This window comes from Streptomyces sp. GLSS-08 (assembly GCF_056387915.1).
Map to the genome: position 1 here is coordinate 87712 of NZ_JBWJAQ010000021.1, position 25483 is coordinate 113194.

The 25483-nt window shown below is 71.9% G+C and carries 25 protein-coding genes; 18 read left to right on the plus strand and 7 right to left on the minus strand.

Going from position 1 to position 25483, the window contains the following annotated elements; genetic code table 11:
- Positions 1 to 27: 27 nt before the first annotated feature.
- From AC0ZLC_RS28935 to AC0ZLC_RS28945, 3 genes are all read right to left on the minus strand, one after another.
- Positions 28 to 2415: a Tex family protein gene (locus AC0ZLC_RS28935; protein ID WP_476754902.1), complete on the minus strand. Its 2388-nt coding sequence runs from the start codon at positions 2413 to 2415 to the stop codon at positions 28 to 30.
- Between the two features lie 165 nt (positions 2416 to 2580).
- Positions 2581 to 2706, minus strand: a complete 126-nt coding sequence (locus AC0ZLC_RS28940) for an LPFR motif small protein (RefSeq protein ID WP_358851902.1) — start codon at positions 2704 to 2706, stop codon at positions 2581 to 2583.
- Between the two features lie 71 nt (positions 2707 to 2777).
- Complete coding sequence (locus AC0ZLC_RS28945) at positions 2778 to 3644, minus strand: SCO6745 family protein (RefSeq protein ID WP_476754903.1); 867 nt, start codon at positions 3642 to 3644, stop codon at positions 2778 to 2780.
- Between the two features lie 112 nt (positions 3645 to 3756).
- Here AC0ZLC_RS28945 and AC0ZLC_RS28950 point away from each other — a divergent pair, with 112 nt between their 5' ends.
- The gene (locus tag AC0ZLC_RS28950) at positions 3757 to 4698 is read left to right on the plus strand and encodes a GlxA family transcriptional regulator (protein ID WP_476754904.1); all 942 of its coding nucleotides are present in this window, start codon (positions 3757 to 3759) and stop codon (positions 4696 to 4698) included.
- Positions 4699 to 4733: 35 nt separating this feature from the next.
- Here AC0ZLC_RS28950 and AC0ZLC_RS28955 read toward each other — a convergent pair whose 3' ends face one another.
- Positions 4734 to 5504 (minus strand): enoyl-CoA hydratase/isomerase family protein, encoded by a 771-nt coding sequence (locus AC0ZLC_RS28955; protein ID WP_476754905.1) that lies wholly within the window; start codon positions 5502 to 5504, stop codon positions 4734 to 4736.
- 281 nt (positions 5505 to 5785) lie between these two features.
- On the opposite strand from AC0ZLC_RS28955, the gene AC0ZLC_RS28960 reads away from it, so the two are divergent.
- Positions 5786 to 6292: an ATP-binding protein gene (locus AC0ZLC_RS28960; protein WP_476754922.1), complete on the plus strand. Its 507-nt coding sequence runs from the start codon at positions 5786 to 5788 to the stop codon at positions 6290 to 6292.
- 6 nt (positions 6293 to 6298) lie between these two features.
- Here AC0ZLC_RS28960 and idi read toward each other — a convergent pair whose 3' ends face one another.
- From idi to galE, 3 genes are all read right to left on the minus strand, one after another.
- On the minus strand, positions 6299 to 6892 hold the full coding sequence (gene idi, locus AC0ZLC_RS28965) for an isopentenyl-diphosphate Delta-isomerase (protein WP_476754906.1): 594 nt from the start codon (positions 6890 to 6892) through the stop codon (positions 6299 to 6301).
- Between the two features lie 149 nt (positions 6893 to 7041).
- On the minus strand, positions 7042 to 7980 hold the full coding sequence (locus tag AC0ZLC_RS28970) for a cation diffusion facilitator family transporter (RefSeq protein WP_476754907.1): 939 nt from the start codon (positions 7978 to 7980) through the stop codon (positions 7042 to 7044).
- Between the two features lie 134 nt (positions 7981 to 8114).
- Positions 8115 to 9095, minus strand: coding sequence for a UDP-glucose 4-epimerase GalE (gene galE, locus AC0ZLC_RS28975; protein WP_476754908.1), 981 nt, complete (start codon positions 9093 to 9095; stop codon positions 8115 to 8117).
- A 340-nt stretch (positions 9096 to 9435) separates the two neighbouring features.
- On the opposite strand from galE, the gene AC0ZLC_RS28980 reads away from it, so the two are divergent.
- The 16 genes from AC0ZLC_RS28980 to AC0ZLC_RS29055 form a co-directional block, all read left to right on the plus strand.
- The gene (locus tag AC0ZLC_RS28980; RefSeq protein WP_476754923.1) at positions 9436 to 11235 is read left to right on the plus strand and encodes a DUF5941 domain-containing protein; all 1800 of its coding nucleotides are present in this window, start codon (positions 9436 to 9438) and stop codon (positions 11233 to 11235) included.
- A complete protein-coding gene (locus AC0ZLC_RS28985; RefSeq protein ID WP_046913553.1) occupies positions 11232 to 11984 on the plus strand; it encodes a phosphocholine cytidylyltransferase family protein in 753 nt (250 codons plus the stop codon). Before AC0ZLC_RS28980 ends, AC0ZLC_RS28985 begins: the two co-directional genes overlap by 4 nt.
- Entirely contained in the window at positions 11972 to 13033 is a 1062-nt protein-coding gene (locus AC0ZLC_RS28990) for an iron-containing alcohol dehydrogenase family protein (protein WP_358851894.1), read from the plus strand. Before AC0ZLC_RS28985 ends, AC0ZLC_RS28990 begins: the two co-directional genes overlap by 13 nt.
- Entirely contained in the window at positions 13011 to 13790 is a 780-nt protein-coding gene (locus AC0ZLC_RS28995) for a CDP-alcohol phosphatidyltransferase family protein (RefSeq protein ID WP_476754909.1), read from the plus strand. Before AC0ZLC_RS28990 ends, AC0ZLC_RS28995 begins: the two co-directional genes overlap by 23 nt.
- Positions 13787 to 14671, plus strand: a complete 885-nt coding sequence (locus AC0ZLC_RS29000) for a glycosyltransferase family 2 protein (protein WP_476754910.1) — start codon at positions 13787 to 13789, stop codon at positions 14669 to 14671. Before AC0ZLC_RS28995 ends, AC0ZLC_RS29000 begins: the two co-directional genes overlap by 4 nt.
- Before the next feature lie 102 nt (positions 14672 to 14773).
- On the plus strand, positions 14774 to 15703 hold the full coding sequence (locus tag AC0ZLC_RS29005; protein WP_358851891.1) for an ABC transporter permease: 930 nt from the start codon (positions 14774 to 14776) through the stop codon (positions 15701 to 15703).
- Entirely contained in the window at positions 15696 to 16478 is a 783-nt protein-coding gene (locus AC0ZLC_RS29010; RefSeq protein WP_358851890.1) for an ABC transporter ATP-binding protein, read from the plus strand. The genes AC0ZLC_RS29005 and AC0ZLC_RS29010 overlap by 8 nt, the downstream gene beginning before the upstream one ends.
- 422 nt (positions 16479 to 16900) lie before the next feature.
- Positions 16901 to 17833 carry a squalene synthase HpnC gene (hpnC, locus tag AC0ZLC_RS29015; protein ID WP_476754911.1) on the plus strand — a complete coding sequence of 311 codons (933 nt, stop codon included), beginning with the start codon at positions 16901 to 16903 and terminating at the stop codon, positions 17831 to 17833.
- On the plus strand, positions 17830 to 18780 hold the full coding sequence (hpnD, locus tag AC0ZLC_RS29020) for a presqualene diphosphate synthase HpnD (protein WP_476754912.1): 951 nt from the start codon (positions 17830 to 17832) through the stop codon (positions 18778 to 18780). The genes hpnC and hpnD overlap by 4 nt, the downstream gene beginning before the upstream one ends.
- On the plus strand, positions 18780 to 18920 hold the full coding sequence (locus AC0ZLC_RS29025) for a DUF6380 family protein (protein ID WP_476754913.1): 141 nt from the start codon (positions 18780 to 18782) through the stop codon (positions 18918 to 18920). The genes hpnD and AC0ZLC_RS29025 overlap by 1 nt, the downstream gene beginning before the upstream one ends.
- The gene (gene hpnE, locus AC0ZLC_RS29030; protein WP_476754914.1) at positions 18917 to 20347 is read left to right on the plus strand and encodes a hydroxysqualene dehydroxylase HpnE; all 1431 of its coding nucleotides are present in this window, start codon (positions 18917 to 18919) and stop codon (positions 20345 to 20347) included. Before AC0ZLC_RS29025 ends, hpnE begins: the two co-directional genes overlap by 4 nt.
- Positions 20344 to 21474, plus strand: a complete 1131-nt coding sequence (locus AC0ZLC_RS29035) for a polyprenyl synthetase family protein (RefSeq protein WP_476754915.1) — start codon at positions 20344 to 20346, stop codon at positions 21472 to 21474. The genes hpnE and AC0ZLC_RS29035 overlap by 4 nt, the downstream gene beginning before the upstream one ends.
- Positions 21475 to 21586: 112 nt before the next feature.
- A complete protein-coding gene (gene shc / locus AC0ZLC_RS29040) occupies positions 21587 to 23581 on the plus strand; it encodes a squalene--hopene cyclase (RefSeq protein WP_476754916.1) in 1995 nt (664 codons plus the stop codon).
- Positions 23578 to 24219 (plus strand): phosphorylase family protein, encoded by a 642-nt coding sequence (locus AC0ZLC_RS29045; RefSeq protein ID WP_476754917.1) that lies wholly within the window; start codon positions 23578 to 23580, stop codon positions 24217 to 24219. Before shc ends, AC0ZLC_RS29045 begins: the two co-directional genes overlap by 4 nt.
- A gap of 6 nt (positions 24220 to 24225) precedes the next feature.
- On the plus strand, positions 24226 to 25248 hold the full coding sequence (gene hpnH / locus AC0ZLC_RS29050; protein WP_476754918.1) for an adenosyl-hopene transferase HpnH: 1023 nt from the start codon (positions 24226 to 24228) through the stop codon (positions 25246 to 25248).
- A gap of 4 nt (positions 25249 to 25252) precedes the next feature.
- Positions 25253 to 25483 (plus strand): flavodoxin-dependent (E)-4-hydroxy-3-methylbut-2-enyl-diphosphate synthase (locus tag AC0ZLC_RS29055; protein ID WP_476754919.1); only part of this gene is annotated, 231 nt, incomplete at its 3' end.

Here is a 25483-nt window from a genome sequence, read left to right on the forward strand (position 1 = left end):
CCGGACGGCTCGGCCCGGCTCCGGAGGTCAGCGGCCCCGCTCGGGGTCCGTCAGACCCGCTCGCCGCAGGGCGTCCGCCATCGCGCTGTTGCCGGGTGCGGGCGCCTGGCGGGACCCGCCGCCCGCCCCGCCCCCGCGGCCCTGACGCGACGGCTGCTGCTGCCGCTGCCGGGGCGGCCGGCCCGCACGCTGGGGACGCCCGCCCTCCTGCGGCTGGTCCTGGGGCGCCGCCTCGTCGTCCAGCCGCAGCGTCAGCGCGATGCGCTTGCGCGGGAGGTCGACGTCGAGCACCTTCACCTTGACGATGTCTCCCGGCTTCACCACGTCCCGCGGGTCCTTGACGAACGTCCTCGACATCGCCGAGACGTGCACCAGACCGTCCTGGTGGACGCCCACGTCCACGAAGGCACCGAAGGCCGCGACATTGGTGACGACGCCCTCCAGCACCATGCCCGACGACAGGTCGGTGAGCTTCTCGACACCCTCCTTGAAGGTCGCCGTCCTGAAGGCGGGCCGCGGGTCGCGCCCCGGCTTCTCCAGTTCCCCGAGGATGTCCGTCACGGTCGGCAGACCGAACTTGTCGTCCACGAAGTCGGCCGGCTTCAGCGAACGCAGCACGCCCGTGTTGCCGATCAGCGACGCGACGCCGTTCCCCGCGGTCTTCCCCATGCGCCGGACCACCGGATAGGCCTCGGGGTGCACGCTGGACGCGTCCAGCGGGTCGTCCCCGCCGCGGATCCGCAGGAAGCCCGCGCACTGCTCGTACGCCTTGGGACCCAGCCGGGCCACGTCCTTCAGCGCCGTACGGGACCGGAAGGGGCCGTTCGCGTCGCGGTGGGCCACGATGTTCTCGGCGAGGCCCGAGGAGATGCCGGAGACCCGCGCGAGCAGCGGCGCCGAGGCCGTGTTCACGTCGACGCCCACGCCGTTCACGCAGTCCTCGACCACCGCGTCGAGCGAGCGCGACAGCTTCACCTCGGACAGGTCGTGCTGGTACTGCCCGACGCCGATCGACTTCGGGTCGATCTTCACCAGCTCGGCCAGCGGGTCCTGGAGCCGGCGGGCGATGGAGACGGCCCCGCGCAGCGACACGTCCATGCCGGGCAGCTCCTGGGAGGCGAACGCGGACGCCGAGTACACGGACGCGCCCGCCTCGGAGACCATCACCTTGGTGAGGTTCAGCTCGGGGTGCTTCGCGATGAGGTCACCGGCGAGCTTGTCCGTCTCGCGGGAGGCCGTGCCGTTGCCGATGGAGATCAGCTCGACAGCGTGCTCCCGGGCCAGCCGGGCCAGTTTGGCGACGGCCTCGTCCCACCGGTTCGCCGGGACGTGCGGGTGGATGACATCCGTGGCGACGACCTTGCCGGTCGCGTCGACCACGGCCACCTTGACGCCCGTACGGAACCCGGGGTCGAGCCCCAGGGTCGCGCGCGTGCCCGCCGGGGCGGCGAGCAGCAGGTCCCGCAGGTTCGCCGCGAACACGTTGACCGCCTCGTCCTCGGCGGCCGTCCGCAGCCGCAGCCGCAGGTCGATGCCGAGGTGGACGAGAAGACGAGTGCGCCAGGCCCAGCGGACCGTGTCCGTCAGCCACTTGTCACCGGGGCGGCCCCGGTCGGCGATCCCGAAGCGCCGGGCGACGATCCCCTCGTACGTGGACGGTCCTGGCTGCTCGGACGGCTCCTCCGGTTCCAGGACGAGGTCCAGCACCTCCTCCTTCTCGCCGCGCAGCATGGCGAGGACGCGGTGCGAGGGCAGCTTCGTGAAGGGCTCGGCGAAGTCGAAGTAGTCGGCGAACTTGGCGCCGGCCTCCTCCCTGCCCTCCCGGACCCGGGCGACCAGCCGGCCGCGCACCCACATGCGCTCGCGCAGCTCGCCGATCAGGTCGGCGTCCTCCGAGAACCGCTCGGTGAGGATGGCGCGCGCGCCGTCCAGCGCGGCCTGCGCGTCGGCGACGCCCCTGCCGGCGTCGACGAAGGCCGCGGCGGCGGCGAGCGGCTCGGCCGAGGGGTCCTTGAGCAGGCCCTCGGCCAGCGGCTCGAGCCCCGCCTCGCGGGCGGTCTGCGCCTTGGTGCGCCGCTTCGGCTTGAAGGGCAGGTAGATGTCCTCGAGGCGTGCCTTGGTCTCGGCGCCGCGGATCCGCGCCTCCAGTTCCTCCGTGAGTCTGCCCTGCTCGCGCACCGATTCGAGGATCGCCGTGCGGCGCTCCTCCAGCTCCCGCAGATAGCGCAGCCGCTCCTCGAGCGTGCGCAGCTGCGCATCGTCGAGCATCTCGGTCGCTTCCTTGCGGTAGCGGGCGATGAAGGGCACCGTCGAACCGCCGTCGAGCAAGTCGACCGCGGCCTTGACCTGCCGCTCCCGTACGCCGAGTTCCTCGGCGATCCTGCCTTCGATGGACCCTACGAGGGGTGTCGTCACGATCCCGTACCGCCTTCTCCACTGGGGTTGCGCGGCAATTGTGGCAGGTGACACCGACAACAGGGGATCAGGGCGGCCCCGCAACGCGCCGGGAGCCGGACGCGTGCGACGCGTCCGGCTCCCGAGCCGGTTCGGATGGACGGGCCGTGCGGCCCGGGGCCGCGCTCAGGCCTTGCGGGCGGAGTGCGAGGCGCCGCCGAACAACCGGGCCACCGCCCGGAACGGCAGGGTCACCACTGTGGCGACGGCTCCACCGATCTGGCGCAACACGTCTGCGATCGCCTTGAACACGCGCTTCCCCTTTCGTCTCCCGGCACTTGGACCCCCGTCGGTTCGACGGGGCCGGGTGACATACGTGTACCTCAGTCCTTGCCGATCATGCCTTCGGGGAACGCGCCGTTGCCCAGGGCCGTGATCAGCAGTCCCTTCGCCAGCTCCGTGAGCCGCTCGACGCCCGACGCCCCCAGGTGGGTGTACGGGGCCAGGTCCAGCCGGTCCGTGTCGGCTTCGACCGACTGCCGCAGGGCCGTGCCTGCGTCGGTCAACTCGCCCTTCGCGTCCAGCAGTCCGCGCTCCCGCAGCCGGGTGGCCGCCGCCTCCCAGTCCTCCCGCGACCAGCCCCGGGTGCCCAGCGCCCACCTGGGGGCCATGCCCTTGCCGGTGGCGGTGTGGCTCACCAGCGCCTCGACGGGGTCGAGTTCCGCTGCGAGCAGCACGGCGAGGTGACCGTCGCCGCGGTGCTCGCGCAGCAGTGTGGCCGCGTGCCAGAGCGCCAGGTGCGGTTCCTCGGGTACGGGCAGGTCGGCGTGCGCGGCGTACAGGGGGCGTGCCGTCCTCGTGCACGCCTCGGTGGCCCGCAGCGCCAGTTCCGCCGCCTCGGCCACTTCCTCGGAGGCGATCAGCTCCTCGCCGAGCAGCCGTCGCAGCGTCGCGTCGACGGCACGCGTGCGTGCCGCGAGGACGGCGTCCGGGGACGCGGTCCGCCACACCCCGGGCACGTGCTCGGCCACGAGTCCGTGTCGGAAGTTGTAGAACGTCGCCGTGACCGTCCCCGCACCGACCGCGCCCATGGCGGCGGAGCGCGCGGCGAAGTAGGCGCCCCTCTCGTTGCCGAGTCCGATCGCGGCCATCTCCCGGCCGAGGTCCGGGGAGAAGTAGTGCGTCGAGTGCAGTGGGTTCAGGACGTTGTGGCAGCGCCGCCCGGCGCGCTCCGGCAGGGGAGAGGTCATGCCCGGCACCTTACCGACTGGTCGGTACGCAAGGAACCGCCGGATCTGCGATGGCAGGAAAGGTGGGGTGCTCGTCATTGCGGACGTCCCGCCGCGTGCCGACACTCGACGCATGCGCACCGTTCTGGTCGTTCTCTTCGACGACGTGCAGAGCCTGGACGTCAGCGGCCCCGTGGAAGTGTTCGCGGCGGCCGGGGGCACGTACCGCATCACCACCGCCTCCCTGGACGGCGCCCCTGTGCGCACCTCCAGCGGTCTGACCCTCGTGCCGGACCGGGCCCTGCGCGGCGCCCCCGCCCCGCACACCCTGCTCGTCCCCGGCGGCCGGGGCACCAGGAGCCCGGCGCCCGCGCTCGTCGACTGGCTGCGCGAGCACGGACCGCGCGCCGAGCGCCTGGTCTCGGTGTGCACGGGCGCCCTGCTGCTGGCCGGCGCCGGGCTGCTGGACGGCCGCCGCGCCACCACCCACTGGGCGTTCTGCGACAAGCTCGCCCGCGAGCACCCGGCCGTCGAGGTCGAGCCCGACCCCGTGTACGTCCGCGACGGACACATCGCGACCTCGGCCGGTGTCACGGCGGGCATCGACCTGGCACTGGCGCTGGTGGAGGAGGACCTCGGCCGGGAGACCGCGCTGGCCATCGCCCGCGGCCTGGTCGTGTTCCTGCGCCGCCCGGGCAACCAGGCCCAGTTCAGCGCCCAGCTCGCCGCGCAGACCGCCCAGCGCGCACCCCTGCGCGAGGTCCAGCAGTGGATCACCGAGCACCCCGGGGGCGACCTGGGCGTGGAGGCACTCGCCGCCCGTGCCCGTCTCTCGCCCCGGCACTTCGCCCGTGCCTTCCGGGCCGAGACCGGCGTGACACCCGGCCGGTTCGTCGAGCGGACCAGGCTCGAACACGCCAGGCGCCTGTTGGAGGACACCGCCGACGGGATCGAGGAGATCTCCCGCACCTGCGGCTACGGCACTCCGGAGGCGATGCGCCGCTCCTTCGTCAAGGCCCTCGGTGCGGCACCCGCCGAGTACCGGCGCCGCTTCCGTCCCGCACCCGCCCCCTGACGGTGAATCCCGGTCGGTCCGGCCGGGGCGCGCCTTCAGTCGGCGCTGTGAGGGACCTCCTCGGCGACGGTCCAGGTGAAACGCGGCTGCCTGCGCTCCAGGAAGGCGGCGACCCCTTCCCCGGTGTCGCCGCTGCCGCGCGCCCGGCCGGCCCAGTACGCGTCCCGGTCCGTGCGCCCGTCCGCGAACTCCTTGGCCGCGGCCTGCGTCAGCTGCGAGCGCGCGGCCAGGACCCGGGTGAACTCCGCGACCCGCTTGTCGAGTCCGCCCTCCGGCAGCACCTCGTCCAGCAGTCCCGTGCGCAGCGCCCGCTCCGTGTCGATCAACTCACCTGAGAACAGCAGGTACTTGGCGGTGGCGGGCCCCACCAGGGAAACCAGCCGCCGGGTGGACGAGGCCGGATAGACGATCCCCAGCTTCGCCGGTGTCACCCCGAACAGCGAGCCCTCCTCCGCGAACCGCAGATCGCACGCCGCCGCGAGCTGGGAGCCGCCGCCCACGCAGTACCCGCGCACCGCAGCCAGCGTCGGCTTGGGGAACGCCGCGAGCGCCTCCTCGGCGCGCACGGCGAGCCCCTGCGGCTCGTCGGGCGAAACGCGCAGCGTCGAAATGTCGGCCCCGGCGCAGAACGTCCCGCCCTCGCCGGTCAGCACCAGCGCGTGCACGGCGGGGTCGGCGGCCAGCGCGTCGAGCAGCGGCGGCAGCGCCCGCCACATCCCCGATGTCATGGCGTTGCGCTTGGCCGGGTGGTGGATGACGACGGTGGCGACGCCGTCGGCGACGCCGTGCAGCAGCTGGGGCTCCATGCGGCGGATGCTATCGGGACCCTCATCCCGTCGACCGGGAAGGGGTACGCCCGGGCCGGAGGGACGAAGGGGACGAGCCCGGCGGCGAACCCGTACAACCCGAATAGTTCCCGAAGGCGGCACAGCCGCGACAGGAACAGTCCAACGGCCGACAAGACCGGACACAGCAAGTCAGATGACGTCGATACCCGCTGACTTGTGTGCAGTCATCCGGTACGAACCAGCGCGTTACCAACACTCGACGTGTGGTGACAATCGAGCGCAGGGGTGGCGACCGGACGATGGACGACGGCGGGCGGGGGTCCGGCTCACGCCCGGAAGGCGGCGAGGACGTGCCGGCCGACCGGAGACCCCCCGGCCCGCTGCCGTACGAGGGGGTGTGGCGGTTCACCGCCCCCTCCGTGGACGCCTCGGTCCCGCAGGCCCGTCACGCCGTCCGCGACCTGCTCGTCCGCCAGGGCGTGCCGGTCTCGGAGGACCTGGTCCAGGGACTGCTGCTGATCGTCTCCGAGCTGGTCACCAACGCGGTGCGGCACGCGGCGCTGCTCTCGCCGACCCTCGCCGTGGAGGTCGCGGTGGGCGCCGAGTGGGTGCGGGTCTCGGTGGAGGACAACCACCCCTACCGCCCGACCGCCCTGGAGGCCGACCACGGGCAGACCGGCGGCCGCGGTCTGCTGCTCGTGCGGGAGGTCACCAAAGGGGCGGGCGGGGTCTGCGACGTGGAGCACACGGCGAGCGGCGGCAAGGTGATCTGGGCCGCGCTGCCCCTCAAGCAGACCGCCGGGTGACGGACCTCACCAGCCGGCGGACGGGCCCGTGAGCTCGCGCACCGCCGGACGCGCCGCGTCCAGGACCGTCATGAACCACGCGGAGAACGGGTCCCTCGCGTGCCGCTCCGCCAGCTCGCCCGCGCTCACGTAGGCGGTCGAACCGACCTCCTTCGGGTCGGGACGCAGCGGGGACTGGACCAGCCCCACGAAGAGGTGGTTGTACTCCTGCTCCACCAGGCCCGACTCCGGGTCCGGGTGGTTGTAGCGGACCGTGCCCGCCTCGCCGAGCAGCGACGGGGACACCCCGAGCTCCTCATGCGTGCGCCGGGCCGCGGCCGCGAAGGGGGACTCGCCCGGATAGGGGTGACCGCAGCACGTGTTGGACCAGACCCCGGGGGAGTGGTACTTGCCGAGGGCACGCCGCTGGAGCAGCAGCCGGCCGCGCTCGTCGAAGAGGAAGACGGAGAACGCCCGGTGCAGCTGTCCGGGCGGCTGGTGCGCGGCGAGCTTCTCCGCCGTACCGATCGTCGCCCCGTCCTCGTCGACCAGCTCGAGCAAGATCGGTTCAGCGGTGCCGTTCGACGAACTGTGCGTCGCGGTGGCTGGTGTGATCGGCATACCCATCCTTCGCATCGGTCTTCGAAGCCCAAGTCTGCCGTACGAAACCGGCACTCCGGGCACTCACGGCGTCCCCGCATGTCCCCCCGGGGAACCGTCCGCGGCGGGGGGCATCATGTGTTCGACAGGTCCCCCCGCACCGCGACGCGTCAGTGGCAGAGCCGCGCCTCGTGCTCGGCGTGCCCGCTGGGCTCCAGCTGGAAGGTGCAGTGCTCCACGTCGAAGTGGACGCCCAGACAGCCCTGGAGTTCGTGGAGCATCTTCTCGTGGCCGATGGCGCTGAGGGTGTCGCCGCTGACGACGACATGGGCGGAGAGCACCGGCATGCCGGAGGTGATGGTCCAGGCGTGCAGGTCGTGGACGTCCTCGACCCCGGGCAGCGCCAGGATGTGCGCCCGCACCTCCGCCACGTCGACCCCCTTGGGCGCCGCCTCCAGCAGCACGTCGAGCGTTTCGCGCAGCAGCTTCCAGGTACGCGGGACGATCATCAGGCCGATGACGAGCGAGGCGATCGGGTCGGCGGCCTGCCAGCCCGTCGTCAGGATGACGACGGCCGAGATCAGCACGGCGAGCGAGCCCAGCGCGTCCGCGGCGACCTCCAGGAACGCGCCCCGCACGTTGAGGCTCTCCTTCTGGCCCCGCACCAGGAGCGTCAGCGAGATCATGTTCGCGACCAGGCCGATCAGACCGAACACGACGGTCAGCCCGCCCTCGGTGGCGGCGGGCGTCATGAAGCGCTGCACGGCCTCGTACAGGACGTAGCCGCCCACGCCGAGGAGCAGCAGGCAGTTGGCGAGCGCGGCGAGGATCTCGGCGCGCGCCAGCCCGTACGTGCGGTTCCCGCTCGGCGGCAGATTGGCGAAGTGGATGGCGAGCAGCGCCATGCCGAGCCCGAGCGCGTCCGTCGCCATGTGGGCCGCGTCCGCGATGAGCGCGAGCGAATCGGCGAGCGTCCCGCCGACGATCTCCACCACCATCACGGTGAGCGTGATCGACAACGCGACCCGGAGCCTGCCGCGGTACGCCGCCGCCGCCGTCCCGGTGGGCGGCGCGCCGTGCGCGTGTCCGTGGTCGTGCCCTGCCCCCATGAAAGCCGCCCTCCGATGTCTGCGCCGAAAGCCCAGTCAACTACGGGCAGGGGGTATGAGGCAACGCGGCACTGAACACCGTTGTCATACTCCCTGACCTGCGGAAACGTTCCGCAGGTCAGAGCGCCGGACGGTCAGCTCCCGGTGGTCGCCCCCTGGTGCAGCCGCCACCCCTGCCAGGCCGACTCGACCATCTCGCGCACCCCTCGGCGCGCGCTCCAGCCCAGCTCGCGGCCGGCCAGGGCCGCCGAGGCGACGGCGCGCGGGGCGTCGCCGGGCCGGCGCGGCTCCACGAGCGCGGGCCGGGTGTCACCGCTCACCTCGCCGATCAGCGTCAGGAGTTCGCGAACCGAAACACCCTCGCCGCGGCCGACGTTGACCGTCAGGTCTCCCGTGGCACCGCCGGCGAGCCGCCGGGCCGCCGCGAGATGCGCGTCCGCCAGGTCGGCGACGTGGATGTAGTCGCGCACGCACGTGCCGTCCGGTGTCGGGTAGTCGTCGCCGAAGATCCGGGGAGCCTCGCCACGGGTCAGCCGGTCGAAGACCATCGGGACCACGTTGAAGACACCGGTGTCCGCGAGCTCGGGAGTCACCGCCCCCGCCACGTTGAAGTAGCGCAGGCACACGGTCGCCATGCCGTGCGCCCGGCCCGCCGCCCGCACCAGCCATTCCCCGGCGAGTTTCGTCTCGCCGTACGGGCTCATCGGCGCACAGGGGGTGTCCTCGGTGATGAGGTCCACGTCCGGATTGCCGTACACGGCGGCGGACGAGGAGAAGACGAACCGCTCGACGCCCGCCCCGGCGACCGCCTCCAGCAGCGTCGCGAGACCGCCCACGTTCTCCTGGTAGTAGCGCGTCGGCTGCGCGACGGACTCACCGACCTGCTTGCGCGCCGCCAGATGCACCACACCGGTCACGGCGTGCTCGGCCAGCACCCGCTTCAGCAGCCCGCCGTCCAGCGACGATCCCTGCACCAGCCGGATGTCCCCGGGCAGCCGTCCCGGCACTCCCGCCGACAGGTCGTCCAGGACGACCACGCGCTCCCCGGCCTCCGTCATCGCCCGCGCCACGTGCGCCCCGATGTATCCAGCTCCGCCTGTGATCAGCCATGTCATGGACGCCCACCCTATGCCGGTCCCGGGCCGGCCGCCGGTGCTCCCCGTCCCGCTCGCCGTGATGCGCCCCGTTGCGCCCCGGTGCGCCGGGGACGGATCGCGATGCCGTGAATGCGCCGGTCTGGGGCCGCGGTTTGTGGCGCGGGCCCCGGATCACCGATGATGATCGCGGCGAGGCGGCCACCCCGACCGGGTGATCGGGCCGTGAACGGGCGGTGAACGCCCTCTTCCATCCATCCGATAGCCTCAGCCGACATGCCGCCCGCCGCCTCAGGCGCAGGGCCACCCCACCACGCACATGCCCGGCGCGGACGCGTCGGCACCCAGGGAGTGAGTTCGTCTGTCGACCGCCATCCTCACCGGCCAGCCGGTCCCCGGATCGTCGCTCGAGGGCGATCTGCGGACGCTCGGGTTCGACGTGCGGGTCGCCTCGGACGCCGGTGACACCGAGACGCTCCTCGCCCAAGTGCCCGCGAACCAGCGGGTGGCGATCGTCGACTCCCGCTTCGTGGGCCACCTGCACGCGCTGCGCCTCGGCCTCACCGACCCGCGCTTCCCGGCCGCCGCACTGCCCGGCGCCGTCACCGCGCAGCCCGGCGCCCGGCAGGCCCTGACCCGCGCGGTGGCCCGCGAGAGCTCGGCCGCGGGCGGCGGCGCCACCGTCGTCGTCGAGGACCTCGCCGACCGCATCACGGCATCCCTGGACGCGGACGGCGTCCCGCTGCACCGCCCCGAGCTCGGCACGCTCGTCGCCGCCGTCCCCGCCGACCCGCAGGCCCGCAACGAGGCACGGCAGGCCGTCTCCTGCGTCGACGACGAGGCCGTGCGCCTGCGCACCGCCGTGAAGTCCCGCGACGGGTTCTTCACCACCCACTTCATCAGCCCGTACTCGCGCTACATCGCCCGCTGGTGCGCCCGCCGCGGCCTGACCCCCAACCAGGTCACCACGGCCTCGCTCCTCACCGCGCTGATCGCGGCGGGCTGCGCCGCCACCGGCAGCCGCACCGGCTTCGTCGCAGCGGGCGTGCTCCTCCTCCTCTCCTTCGTCCTCGACTGCACGGACGGGCAGCTCGCCCGCTACTCCCTGCAGTACTCGACGCTCGGCGCCTGGCTCGACGCGACCTTCGACCGCGCCAAGGAGTACGCCTACTACGCGGGCCTCGCCCTCGGCGCGGCCCGCGGCGGGGACGACGTGTGGGCACTCGCCCTCGGCGCCATGGTGCTGCAGACCTGCCGGCACGTCGTCGACTTCTCGTTCAACGAGGCGAACCACGACGCCACCGCCAACACCAGCCCCACCGCCGCCCTCTCCGACAAGCTCGACAGCGTCGGCTGGACGGTGTGGCTGCGCCGGATGATCGTCCTGCCCATCGGCGAGCGCTGGGCCATGATCGCCGTGCTGACGGCACTGACCACCCCGCGCATCACGTTCTACGTCCTGCTCGCCGGCTGCGCGTTCGCGGCGACATACACCACGGCCGGCCGCGTCCTGCGGTCCCTCACGCGCAAGGCGCAGCGCACGGACCGCGCCGCCGGGGCGCTCGCCGACCTGACGGATTCCGGCCCGCTCGCCGAGCTGCTGACGCGGCTCACCCGCAGGGTCCAGCTCCGCGGTCCGGCGGCCGTCGCCCTCGTGGCCGGCGTCCTCGTCGTGCTCTGCGCCACACTCGCCCCGTACGGGAGCTGGTGGCCCGTCCTCGGCGCCGCCGGCTACGTACTGCTGTCGCCCGCGGCCCTTCAGCGACCCCTGAAAGGCGCTCTGGACTGGCTGGTTCCGCCGTTCTTCCGGGCGGCCGAATACGGCACCGTGCTGGTACTGGCGGTCAAGGCCGACGTGAACGGAGCCCTTCCGGCAGCTTTCGGGCTGGTGGCGGCGGTCGCCTACCATCACTACGACACGGTGTACCGCATCCGCGGCAACGCCGGCGCGCCCCCGCACTGGCTGGTGCGGGCGATCGGCGGGCACGAAGGCAGGACGCTGCTGGTCACCGTCCTGGCCGCGCTGCTCGCCGCCACTGATTTCAAGGTCGCGCTCACGGCTGTCGCCGTGGCCGTGGCACTCGTGGTGCTCTTCGAGAGCATCCGCTTCTGGGTGTCCTCCCATGCACCCGCCGTACACGATGAAGGAGAACCCGCATGATCGGCCTCGTGCTGGCGGCCGGCGCCGGACGCCGTCTTCGCCCCTACACCGACACCCTGCCCAAGGCCCTGGTGCCGGTCGGTCCCGAGGGGAACGAGGACAGCCTCACCGTCCTGGACCTGACCCTCGGCAACTTCGCCGAGATCGGCCTGACCGAGGTCGCGATCATCGTCGGGTACCGCAAGGAGGCCGTCTACGAGCGCCGCGAGGCGCTGGAGCAGAAGTACGGCGTCAAGATCACCCTCATCGACAACGACAAGGCCGAGGAGTGGAACAACGCCTACTCCCTCTGGTGCGGCCGTGACGCCATCAAGCACTCGGTGATCCTCGCCAACGGCGACACCGTGCACCCGGTCTCCGTCGAGAAGACGCTGCTCGCCGCCCGCGGCGACGGCAAGAAGATCATCCTGGCCCTCGACACGGTGAAGTCCCTCGCCGACGAGGAGATGAAGGTCGTCGTCGGCCCCGAGGGCGGCATGACGAAGATCACCAAGCTCATGGACCCGGCCGAGGCCACCGGTGAGTACATCGGCGTCACCCTGATCGAGGGCGAGGCCGCCGACGAGCTCGCGGACGCGCTGAAGACGGTCTTCGAGACGGACCCGCAGCAGTTCTACGAGCACGGCTACCAGGAGCTCGTGAACCGCGGCTTCCGCATCGACGTCGCGCCCATCGGTGACGTCAAGTGGGTCGAGATCGACAACCACGACGACCTCGCCAAGGGACGTGAGATCGCGTGCCAGTACTGACGAGGCTCATCCCCTCGCCGGTCGTCGTCGACATCCGTCCGGGCGCCCTGGACGACCTGGCGAGCGTCCTTGCCGACCAGCGGATCTCGCACTCCGGCAAGCTCGCCGTCGCGATCAGCGGCGGCTCCGGGGCGAAGCTGCGCGAGCGGCTCGCCCCGGCGCTCCCGGGCGCGACCTGGTACGAGGTCGGCGGCGGCACCCTGGACGACGCGATCAAGCTCGCGGACGCCATGAAGTCCGGGCACTACGACGCGGTCGTGGGCCTGGGCGGCGGCAAGATCATCGACTGTGCGAAGTTCGCCGCGGCCCGCATCGGCCTCCCGCTGGTCGCCGTCGCCACGAACCTCTCGCACGACGGTCTGTGCTCGCCGGTCGCGACCCTCGACAACGACGCGGGCCGTGGCTCCTACGGTGTGCCGAACCCGATCGCGGTCGTCATCGACCTCGACGTGATCCGTGAGGCCCCGGTCCGCTTCGTGCGCTCCGGCATCGGCGACGCCCTGTCCAACATCTCCGCGGTCGCGGACTGGGAGCTGGCCAACCGGGAGAAGGGCGAGCAGATCGACGGCCTCGCGGCCGCGATGGCCCGCCAGGCCGGCGAGGCCGTACTGCGGCACCCGGGCGGCGTCGGCGACGACGCCTTCCTCCAGGTGCTGGCGGAGGGACTCGTCCTCACCGGCATCTCCATGTCGGTCGCGGGCGACTCCCGCCCGGCCTCCGGCGCCTGCCACGAGATCAACCACGGCTTCGACCTCCTCTTCCCCAAGCGCGCGGCGAGCCACGGCGAGCAGTGCGGCCTTGGCGCGGCCTTCGCGATGCACCTGCGCGGTGCCCGCGACGAGTCCGCCTACATGGCCGAGGTGCTGCGCCGGCACGGACTGCCGGTGACGCCGGAGGAGATCGGCTTCACCGCGGACGAGTTCGTGCGGGTCGTGGAGTTCGCCCCGCAGACCCGGCCCGGCCGCTACACGATCCTCGAACACCTCGACCTGACCACCGACCAGATCAGGGACGCATACGCCGACTATGCAAAAGCCATCGGTAGCTGAGCTCCGCCCGGTCGTGCACCCCCCGGGTGTCAAGGACCGGCGGAGCGGCGAACACTGGGCCGGCCGGCTCTACATGCGCGAGATCTCGCTGCGCATCGACCGGCACCTGGTGAACACCCGGGTCACGCCCAACCAGCTGACCTATCTCATGACCGTCTTCGGCGTCCTCGCCGCCCCGGCCCTGCTGGTGCCGGGGATACCGGGCGCCGTCCTCGGCGTCCTGATGGTCCAGCTGTACCTGCTGTTCGACTGCGTCGACGGCGAGATCGCCCGCTGGCGCAAGCAGTTCTCGATCGCCGGGGTCTACGTGGACCGCGTCGGCGCCTACCTGTGCGACGCCGCGGTCCTGGTCGGCTTCGGTCTGCGCGCCGCCGACCTGTGGGGCTCCGGGCGGATCGACTGGCTGTGGGCCTTCCTCGGGACCCTGGCCGCCCTCGGCGCCATCCTGATCAAGGCCGAGACCGACCTCGTCGGCGTCGCCCGGCACCAGACGGGCAAGCCGCCCGTCCAGGAGTCGGCCTCCGAGCCGCGTTCCTCCGGCATGGCGCTGGCCCGCAGGGCCGCCGCGGCGCTGAAGTTCCACCGGCTCGTCCTCGGGGTCGAGGCCTCCTTGCTCATCCTGGCCCTGGCCGTCCTGGACACGGTCCGGGGCGACCTGTTCTTCTCGCGGCTCGGCGTCGCCGTGCTCGCGGGTATCGCGGTCCTGCAGACCCTGCTGCACCTGGTGTCCATCCTCGCCTCGAGCAGGCTGAAGTGAACACGCCCATGAAGGTCGGGGCGGTCATCATCACGATGGGCAACCGGCCCGACGAACTCCGCGCCCTCCTCGACTCGGTCGCCCAGCAGGACGGCGACCCGGTCGAGGTCGTCGTGGTCGGCAACGGCTCGCCCGTCCCGGACGTCCCCGCGGGCGTCCGCACCGTCGAGCTGCCCGAGAACCTCGGCATCCCCGGCGGCCGCAACGTCGGCATCGAGGCCTTCGGCCCCGGCGGCACCGACGTCGACATCCTGCTCTTCCTGGACGACGACGGCCTCCTGGCCCAGCACGACACCGCGGAGCTGTGCCGTCGTGCCTTCGAGGCCGACCCGCGGCTCGGCATCATCAGCTTCCGGATCGCCGACCCGGAGACCGGCGAGACCCAGCGCCGGCACGTGCCCCGGCTGCGCGCCGCCGACCCGATGCGCAGCTCCCGCGTCACCACCTTCCTCGGCGGCGCCAACGCCGTCCGCACCAAGGTCCTGGCCGAAGTCGGCGGGCTCCCGGAGGAGTTCTTCTACGCCCACGAGGAGACCGACCTGGCATGGCGGGCCCTCGACGCGGGCTGGATGATCGACTACCGGTCCGACATGGTGTTGTACCACCCCACGACCGCGCCCTCCCGGCACGCGGTCTACCACCGCATGGTGGCCCGCAACCGCGTCTGGCTGGCCCGCCGCAACCTCCCCGCCCTCCTCGTCCCGGTCTACCTCGGGGTCTGGATGCTCCTGATGCTGGTCCGGCGTCCCTCGGGACCGGCTCTGCGGGCGTGGTTCGGCGGTTTCAAGGAGGGCTGGACCAGTCCGTGCGGACCCCGCCGCCCCATGAAGTGGCGTACGGTGTGGCGGCTGACCCGACTGGGCCGACCTCCCGTCATCTGACAAGCTCGATATCTGAGAGCATTCGGCCGTACCCCGGTCCCTGGCTGGCTGGTGACTGGGCCCGACCAGGCTGCGCACTTTTGAGGACGAAAGTTTCCACTTGTGAGTGAGACAACGCATGACGGCACGGTCGCGGTGAGCGACCGTCCGTCACCCGATGACGGGCTCTCCGCGGGCGAGCTGGCCACCAAGTACGGGCTCGCGGTGAGCGGTGCCCGGCCCGGACTCGTCGAGTACGTCCGCCAGCTCTGGGGACGCCGTCACTTCATCCTCGCCTTCTCGCAGGCGAAGCTCACCGCCCAGTACAGCCAGGCCAAGCTCGGCCAGCTGTGGCAGGTGGCGACTCCGCTGCTGAACGCGCTCGTGTACTTCCTGATCTTCGGCCTGATCCTGGAGGCCGACCGCGGGATGTCCCGCGAGGTGTACATCCCGTTCCTGGTGACCGGTGTCTTCGTCTTCACCTTCACCCAGAGCTCGGTGATGGCCGGTGTCCGGGCCATCTCGGGCAACCTCGGCCTGGTGCGGGCGCTGCACTTCCCGCGCGCCGCGCTGCCCGTCTCGTTCTCGCTCCAGCAGCTCCAGCAGCTGCTCTTCTCGATGATCGTGCTGTTCCTGGTGGCGGTCGGCTTCGGCAGCTACCCGCGGCTTTCGTGGCTGCTGATCGTCCCGGTCCTCGTCCTGCAGTTCCTCTTCAACACCGGCCTCGCGATGATCATGGCGCGGATGGGGTCCAAGACCCCCGACCTCGCCCAGCTCATGCCGTTCGTCATGCGCACCTGGATGTACGCGTCCGGCGTCATGTTCTCCATTCCGGAGATGCTGAAGGACAAGCCCGCCTGGATCGCCGACGTCCTCCAGTGGAACCCGGCGGCCATCTACATGGACCTGATGCGCTTCGCGCTCATCGACGGCTACGGCTCCGAGAACCTGCCTCCGCACGTCTGGGCCGTCGCCTGCGGCTGGGCGGTCCTCGTCGCCCTCGGCGGCTTCGTGTACTTCTGGAAGGCGGAAGAGAGGTACGGCCGTGGCTGAGACGAGAACCGACTCCCACATCCCCACCGTCATCGCGGACGAGCTGCACATCGTCTACCGGGTGAACGGCGCCAAGACCGGCAAGGGCAGTGCCACGGCCGCGCTCAGCCGCATCGTCAAGCGCGGCGGTGAGGAGCGCGGGGTGCGCAAGGTGCACGCCGTCAAGGGCGTCTCCTTCACGGCGTACCGCGGCGAGGCGATCGGTCTGATCGGCTCCAACGGCTCCGGCAAGTCCACCCTGCTGCGCGCCATCGCCGGCCTGCTGCCCGCCGAGAAGGGCAAGGTCTACACCGACGGCCAGCCCTCGCTGCTCGGCGTGAACGCGGCGCTGATGAACGACCTGACGGGCGAGCGGAACGTCATCCTGGGCGGGCTCGCGATGGGCATGTCCCGTGAGCAGGTCCGTGAGCGCTATCAGGAGATCGTCGATTTCTCGGGCATCAACGAGAAGGGCGACTTCATCACGCTCCCGATGCGCACGTACTCCTCCGGCATGGCGGCACGGCTGCGCTTCTCCATCGCGGCCGCCAAGGACCACGACGTCCTGATGATCGACGAGGCGCTGGCCACCGGCGACCGCAAGTTCCAGAAGCGCTCCGAGGCGCGCATCCGGGAACTGCGCAAGCACGCGGGCACGGTCTTCCTCGTCAGCCACAACAACAAGTCGATCCGCGACACCTGCGACCGCGTGCTCTGGCTGGAGCGCGGTGAGCTGCGGATGGACGGACCGACCGAAGAGGTCCTCAAGGAGTACGAGAAGTTCACGGGGAAGTAGCCCGTCGCCCTCTCCCCGCGTACGCCTTCTCGTCCGCGTACGGCAGAACCCCGCCGGAGCGCTTCCGGCGGGGTTCTGCCGTGCAACCGAAGCGGCGCGGATGGTGTCCTGACGGGCAGGGGGCGCGCCGCGGGGGCCCACCGCGCAAAGAGGGGGCCAACTCTCGTTGTTCCAGGGAATCTTGACGCCAATCGGTGTGTTGTTGTGATGTGCGGGACACCCCGGCGAGGCACACCGCGTTGTACAACGTAAGCTGTACCGGTGCTGATTCGCGGCAAGTGGGGCGATACCGCGCGACAACCGACACCGGACGGACCGCGCGCCTGCCGGGCGGCGTGTCCGAAATAGGATGTATTGGGTCGGCAGTGTAGAACGGGAGATGTGACGGCAATGGCTACGGAAACGCGCCGGCTCCGCGATGCATGTGCCGTCCCCGCGCCGGGCGGCGAGCGGTGACCCACGCCGGGACGGCACGAGCCGGCCAGGCGGAGCGCGGCACCCTCGACAAGGCCACCGACGAGAACTTCCCGGTGGCCCCCTTCTTCCTGCCCAGGTCCTGGCGCGACGACCTGATGGCCGTGTACGGCTTCGCCCGTCTGGTCGACGACATCGGAGACGGCGATCTGGCCCCCGGCGGCGCCGACGCCCGCCTGCTCGGGGTTCCTCCCGAGGCGGCCGAGGACCGGCTGCTCATGCTGGACGCCGTCGAGGCCGACCTCCGCCGGGTCTTCGACGCGACGCCCCGTCACCCCCTGCTGCGCCGGCTCCGGCCCACCGTGCGCCGTGCCGGCCTCACCCCCGAGCCCTTCCTCGGGCTCATCGCGGCCAACCGCCAGGACCAGCAGGTCAAGCGGTACGAGACCTACGACGACCTGCTCGCCTACTGCGAGCTGTCCGCCAACCCGGTCGGCCGCCTCGTCCTGTCCGTCACGGGCACCTCGACCCCCGAGCGCGTCCGCCGTTCCGACGCCGTGTGCACGGCGCTGCAGATCATCGAGCACCTCCAGGACGTCGCCGAGGACCTGGGCCGCGACCGCGTCTACCTGCCCGCCGAGGACATGAGGCGTTTCCATGTCCGTGAGGCGGATCTCGCCACGCCCACAGCAGGCGCATCGGTGCGCGCACTGGTTGCATACGAAGCAGAACGCGCCCTGCACCTCCTGAATGAAGGCACCCCCCTCGTGGGTAGCGTCCACGGCAGGCTGAGGCTGCTGCTCGCGGGGTTCGTGGCGGGGGGAAGGGCGGCGGTCCGTGCGATCGCCGCCGCCGAATACGACGTACTTCCCGGCCCGCCCAAGCCCGGCAAGCTCCAGTTGCTGCGCGAGGTGGGAGTGACTCTGCGAGGAGAGGGGTGATCCGGAACGTGGAGTCCGAACAACACGCGTCCGCACCGGTACTCGCCGCATACAGCTACTGCGAGACAGTGACCGGACAGCAGGCCCGCAATTTCGCGTACGGCATCAGGCTTCTGCCGACGCCGAAGCGCCGTGCGATGTCGGCGCTCTACGCGTTCTCGCGGCGGGTGGACGACATCGGCGACGGCGCGCTGGCACCGGACGTCAAGGCGGCCCGTCTCAAGGACACCAGGGCGCTGCTCACGCGGGTGCGCGAGGGAGCGGTGGAGGAGGACGACACCGACCCCGTGGCGGTCGCCCTCAGCCACACGGCCCGTCACTTCCCGGTCCCGCTCGGCGGCCTCGACGAACTCATCGACGGAGTCCTGATGGACGTACGCGGCGAGACCTACGAGACCTGGGACGACCTGAAGGTCTACTGCCGCTGCGTGGCCGGGGCGATCGGCCGGCTCTCGCTCGGCGTGTTCGGCACCGAGCCGGGGGCGCGCGGCGCCGAGCGTGCGCCCGAGTACGCCGACACACTCGGGCTCGCGCTGCAACTCACGAACATCCTGCGGGACGTGCGCGAGGACGCCGAGGGCGGGCGCACCTATCTGCCGTCCGACGATCTCGCGAAATTCGGCTGCTCGGCCGGATTCGACGGGCCGACACCACCGGCCGGTTCCGACTTCGCGGGCCTCGTGCACTTCGAAGTGCGTCGGGCCCGCGCCCTTTTCGCCGAGGGCTACCGGCTGCTGCCGATGCTGGACCGGCGCAGCGGTGCCTGCGTCGCCGCCATGGCCGGCATCTACCGCCGCCTCCTCGACCGTATCGAGCGCGAGCCCGAGGCCGTGCTGCGCGGGCGCGTCTCGCTGCCCGGGCGCGAGAAGGCGTACGTCGCCGTGCGCGGCCTGTCCGGCCTCGACGCCCGGCACGTGTCCCGCCGTGCCGGCGGGAGACGCCCCTGATGGACATCCACGTCCAAGGCGACTCCTCCGGCGAGAAGCGGCACGCAACCCTGCGGCTGTGCGCCGCGTCCCTGACTGCGACGACCGGCGGTGCGGTGTTCGAGCACCGCGGCACGGTCGCGGGGGAGGGGACACGATGACCGACGGGACGCGATCCGAAGCACCGGACGCCGACGCCCCGGGGCTCACCGGGGGCGCGAGCGCCGTGGTGGTCGGCGGCGGGCTCGCCGGGATCACGGCCGCGCTGGCGCTCGCCGACGCCGGGGTGCGGGTGACCGTGCTCGAAGGCCGGCCGCGCCTGGGCGGACTGGCCTTCTCCTTCCAGCGCGGCGCACTGACCGTCGACAACGGCCAGCACGTGTACCTGCGCTGCTGCACCGCCTACCGCTGGTTCCTCGACCGCATCGACGCCACCGCTCTTGCACCCGTGCAGAACCGTCTCGACGTGCCCGTCCTCGACGCCGGGGGCCGGCCGGGACGACGGCTGGGCAGGATCGGGCGCACGGCCCTGCCCGTGCCGCTGCATCTCGCGAGGAGCCTCGCCACCTACCCCCACCTCTCGCTCGCCGAGCGGGCCAAGGTCGGACGGGCCGCGCTGGCACTCAACGGGCTCGACCCGGCCGACCCCGCCCTCGACGCGCAGGACTTCGGCACCTGGCTGACCCGGCACGGCCAGTCGGCGCGCGCCGTCGAAGCGCTGTGGGACCTCGTGGGCGTCGCCACCCTCAACGCCGTGGCCGGCGACGCCTCGCTCCAGCTCGCCGCGATGGTGTTCAAGACCGGCCTGCTGTCCGATCCGGGCGCGGCGGACATCGGCTGGGCGCGCGTCCCGCTGGGCGAACTGCACGACCGGCTCGCCCGCAAGGCACTCGAGTCCGCCGGCGTGCGCACCGAGGTCCGTACCCGCGTCTCCGCCATCTCCCGCAACGCGGACGGGCGTTGGAGCGTCCAGCTGCCCGGCGAGAGCGTCGAGACGGACGCGGTCGTCCTCGCCGTGCCGCAGCGCGAGGCCCATGACCTGCTGCCGGAGGGCGCGCTGGACGAGCCCGGGCGGCTGCTCGAGATCGGCACCGCGCCGATCCTCAACATCCACGTGGTCTACGACCGGAAGGTGCTCCGCCGGCCCTTCTTCGCGGCGATCGGCTCCCCGGTGCAGTGGGTCTTCGACCGCACCGAGGCGTCCGGCCTCGCCGACGGTCAGTACCTGGCCCTCTCGCAGTCCGCCGCCCAGGACGAGATCGACGAGCCCGTCGCCGCCCTGCGCGCCCGGTACCTGCCGGAGCTGGAGCGGCTGCTGCCCGGTACCCGCGGCGCCGGGGTGCAGGACTTCTTCGTGACCCGGGAGCGCACCGCGACGTTCGCTCCCGGCCCCGGTGTCGGGCGCCTGCGGCCCGGCGCCCGCACCAAGGCCCCCGGCCTGTACCTGGCCGGAGCGTGGACCGCCACCGGGTGGCCCGCGACGATGGAGAGCGCGGTCCGCAGCGGCGTCAGTGCGGCGGGCGCCGCGCTGGGCGCCCTGGGCCGACCCCGCGATCACCTCTTCGAACTCTTCGAGGAGGCGGCGTGACGCTCGATCTGCACGGGTCCGGGCCCCGCACCCCCGGTACCGCAACAAGAGGAGAGACTGTGCCCACTGTGCCCCCGGCCGAAGCGGCTGCCGAGGCGGTGGACGTGACCGCGCTGCTGGAGCGCGGCCGGACCCTGGCCACCCCGGTGCTGCGTGCGGCGGTCGACCGTCTGGCATCGCCCATGGACACCGTCGCCGCCTACCACTTCGGCTGGATCGACGCCGAGGGCAACCCCGCCGACGGCGACGGCGGCAAGGCCGTGCGCCCCGCCCTCGCCCTGCTGTCCGCCCAGGCCGCCGGTGCCGCGCCCGAGGTGGGCGTGCCGGGCGCCGTGGCCGTCGAGCTGGTGCACAACTTCTCGCTGCTGCACGACGACCTGATGGACGGCGACGAGCAGCGCCGGCACCGCGACACCGTCTGGAAGGTGCACGGGCCGGCCCAGGCCATCCTCGTCGGTGACGCACTGTTCGCCCTGGCCAACGAGATCCTGCTGGAGCTCGGCACCGTCGAGGCGGGCCGGGCCACCCGGCGCCTGACCTCGGCGACCCGTGCCCTGATCGACGGCCAGGCCCAGGACATCTCCTACGAGCACCGCGAGCGGGTCACCGTCGAGGAGTGCCTGGAGATGGAGGGCAACAAGACGGGCGCCCTGCTCGCCTGCGCCTGCTCCATCGGCGCGGTGCTCGGCGGCGCGGACGACCGTACCGCCGACACCCTGGAGAAGTACGGCTACCACCTCGGGCTCGCCTTCCAGGCCGTCGACGACCTCCTCGGCATCTGGGGCGATCCGGAGGCCACCGGCAAGCAGACCTGGAGCGACCTGCGCCAGCGCAAGAAGTCGCTGCCGGTGGTGGCCGCGCTCGCCGCGGGCGGCGACGCCTCCGAGCGGCTCGGGGAGCTGCTCGCGGCCGACGCCAAGAGCAGCGACTTCGAGAACTTCTCGGAGGAGGAGTTCGCCGCGCGCGCCGCGCTCATCGAGCAGGCCGGCGGCCGGGAGTGGACCGCCCAGGAGGCGCGTCGCCAGCACACCGTCGCCATCGGGGCCCTGGACACCGTCCGGATGCCGGACCAGGTGCGGGCCCAGCTCGTGGCGCTCGCCGACTTCGTCGTCGTACGGAAGAGATGATCACTATCGGTCGAATAAACCTCGCGTAGTCGCCGGCCGGTGCCGCGGGAGAAGGCGCACCGGCCGACGGCGGACCCACAGCAGAGACATGCCACTGCACGAAGGGGAAGCCATGACAGCGACGACCGACGGAAGCACCGGGGCACTGCCGCCCCGCGCTGCCTCGGCCAGCGAAACTAAGCTCGACGCCCCGGAGGCGGCAGGGGTTCAGGATGCCGCCGCGCGCGCGATGCAACGCGCCGCCGACCACCTGCTCTCGCGGCAGGACGCCCAGGGCTGGTGGAAGGGCGACCTCGAGACGAACGTCACGATGGATGCCGAGGACCTGCTGCTCCGCCAGTTCCTCGGCATCCTGGACGAGCGGACCGCGCACGCCGCCGCGCTGTTCGTCCGCGGCGAGCAGCGCGAGGACGGCACCTGGGCCACGTTCTACGGCGGCCCGGGCGAACTCTCCACCACCATCGAGGCGTACGTCGCCCTGCGCCTGGCCGGGGACAGCCCCGACGCACCGCACATGGCGCGGGCGTCCGCGTGGATCCGGGACAGGGGCGGGATGGCCTCGGCCCGGGTCTTCACCCGGATCTGGCTGGCCCTCTTCGGCTGGTGGAAGTGGGAGGACCTGCCCGAACTGCCGCCCGAGCTCATCTACTTCCCGAAGTGGATGCCGCTCAACATCTACGACTTCGGGTGCTGGGCACGGCAGACCATCGTGCCGCTCACCATCGTCTCGGCCAAGCGTCCGGTGCGGCCCGCGCCGTTCCCGCTAGACGAGCTGCACGTCGACCCGCGGAACCCCAGCCCCGTCAATCCCTCCGCTCCCGTGGCGAGTTGGGACGGTGTCTTTCAGCGCCTCGACCGGGCCCTGCACCTCTACCGCAGGGTCGCGCCGCGCCGGCTGCGCAGGGCCGCGATGAACACGGCCGCCCGCTGGATCATCGAGCGGCAGGAGAACGACGGCTGCTGGGGAGGCATCCAGCCGCCCGCCGTGTACTCGATCATCGCGCTGCACCTGCTCGGCTACGACCTCGAACACCCGGTCACGCGTGCGGGACTGGAGTCGCTGGACCGGTTCGCCGTCTGGCGCGAGGACGGGGCACGGATGGTCGAGGCCTGCCAGTCGCCGGTGTGGGACACCTGCCTCGCGACCATCGCGCTCGCCGACGCCGGCCTGCCCGCCGACCACCCCCAGCTGGTCAGGGCAGCGGACTGGATGCTCGGGGAGGAGATCGTCCGGCCCGGCGACTGGTCCGTGCAGCGTCCCCAACTGCCGCCCGGAGGCTGGGCGTTCGAGTTCCACAACGACAACTACCCCGACATCGACGACACCGCGGAGGTGGCCCTTGCGCTGCGCCGGGTCAGGCACCACGACCCGGAGCGGATCGAGAAGGCGATCGGGCGCGGGGTGCGCTGGACCCTCGGCATGCAGTCGAAGAACGGGGCCTGGGGCGCGTTCGACGTCGACAACACCAGCACCCTCCCCAACCGGCTGCCGTTCTGCGACTTCGGCGAGGTGATCGACCCGCCGTCCGCGGACGTCACCGCGCACGTGGTGGAGATGCTCGCCGCGGAAGGGCTCTCGCACGACCCGCGCACCCGCCGCGGCATCGAGTGGCTGCTCGCCGAACAGGAGCCGAACGGCGCCTGGTTCGGCCGCTGGGGCGTCAACTACGTCTACGGCACCGGGTCGGTGGTCCCGGCGCTCGTCGCCGCCGGACTGCCCGCCGCGCATCCGGCGATCCGCCGGGCCGTCGCCTGGCTGGAGACCGTCCAGAACGAGGACGGCGGCTGGGGCGAGGACCTGCGCTCCTACGACGACGCCGCCGAATGGGGCGGCCGCGGCGCCTCGACCGCCTCCCAGACCGGGTGGGCGCTGCTCGCGCTGCTCGCGGCGGGGGAGCGGGAGTCCACGACCGTCGAGCGGGCGGTCGAGTGGCTCGCGCGGACCCAGCGGGAGGACGGCTCCTGGGACGAGCCCTACTTCACCGGCACCGGATTCCCCTGGGACTTCTCGATCAACTACCACCTCTACCGGCAGGTGTTCCCGCTCACCGCGCTGGGCCGGTACGTGCACGGCGAGCCGTTCGGCAGGATCAAGGGGGGTGGATGAGCGCCCGGCCCACTCCGGCACCGCTGCTGATCGCCTGCGCGCTCGGCATCGAGCACCTGGCCCTGCGCAGCGGAGACCGGGCCGGCGCCGACGGGCCCGTCACCGTGCTGCGTACGGGCATGGGGCCGAAGGCCGCCGAGCGCGCGGTCGGCAGGGTGCTCGCGGACCCGGCGCTGCACGACGCGGCCGTCCTGGCCACCGGGTTCTGCGCCGGCCTCGCCCCCGGGATGCACCCCGGCGATCTGGTCGTCGCCGAGGAGACCCGGGACCCGCGCGGCGCCACCCCGTGCGTGGGCACCGACCTGCTCGTCAAGGAACTGGCGCGCACCCTGCCCGGGCGCACCGTCCACCGGGGCCCGCTCACCGGCTCCGACCACGTCGTCCGCGGCCCCGAACGGCCGGCCCTGCTCGCGACAGGCGCCCTCGCCGTCGACATGGAATCGGCGGCCACGCTGTACGGCGCCGTCCGTGCGGGCGAGCGCCCGGTTGCGGCCGTACGGGTGGTCGTGGACGCTCCGGAACATGAACTCGTCCGTATCGGCACGGTCCGCGGTGGAATATCGGCGTTCCGCGTTCTTCGTTCAGTACTTCCCGCTTTTTTCGAATGGCACCGTTCTTTGCTGCTCCCTCGGAGGTAGAGCCAGATGGCCATGCCGCTTCGCCAGTCCATGAAAGTCGCCGCATATCTCTTTGAACAGAAGCTCAGGAAGCGGGACAAGTTCGCGCTGCTGGTCGAATTGGAGCCGCTCTTCGCGTGCAATCTCGCCTGTGAGGGCTGCGGCAAGATCCAGCATCCGGCGGGCGTGCTCAAGCAGCGGATGCCCGTGGCCCAGGCGGTGGGCGCGGTGCTGGAGTCGGGCGCGCCCATGGTGTCCATCGCCGGCGGCGAACCGTTGATGCACCCGCAGATCGACGAGATCGTGCGGCAGTTGGTGGCCAGGAAGAAATTCGTCTTCCTCTGCACCAACGCGATGCTCATGCGCAAGAAGATGGACAAGTTCACGCCCTCGCCCTATTTCGCGTGGGCCGTGCACATCGACGGGCTGCGTGAGCGCCACGACGCTTCGGTGGCGAAGGAGGGGGTCTTCGACGAGGCGGTCGAGGCCATCAAGGAGGCCAAGCGCCGAGGTTTCCGTGTCACCACGAACTCGACGTTCTTCAACACGGACACCCCGCAGACGATCGTCGAGGTGCTGAACTTCCTCAACGACGACCTGAAGGTGGACGAGATGATGCTCTCGCCCGCCTACGCCTACGAGAAGGCTCCCGACCAGGAGCACTTCCTCGGGGTCCAGCAGACCCGGGAGCTGTTCAAGAAGGCATTCGCGGGCGGCAACCGGCGCCGGTGGCGGCTGAACCAGAGCCCGCTCTTCCTGGACTTCCTGGAGGGCAAGGTCGACTTCCCGTGCACCGCCTGGGCGATCCCGAGCTACTCGCTCTTCGGCTGGCAGCGGCCCTGCTACCTGATGAACGACGGGTACGTGCAGACGTACCGGCAGCTTCTGGAGGAGACCGACTGGGACTCCTACGGCCGCGGCAAGGACGACCGGTGCGCGAATTGCATGGCGCACTGCGGCTACGAGCCCACCGCCGTCCTCGCGACCATGGGATCGCTCAGGGAATCGATCCGCGCCGCCCGGGAGACCTTCACGGAAAGCCGCGGGTGATGCCATGACCGCCGTTTCCCTGGGCCTGCCCGAGGCGCCGGTCCGGCCGATCTCGCAACGCCGTGTCTCACGGCGGATCCAGGTCGGTCCGGTGGCGGTCGGCGGCGGCGCACCCGTGTCGGTGCAGTCGATGACGACGACGCGTACGTCGGATGTCGGGGCGACGTTGCAGCAGATCGCGGAGCTGACGGCGTCGGGGTGTCAGATCGTGCGGGTGGCGTGTCCGACGCAGGAC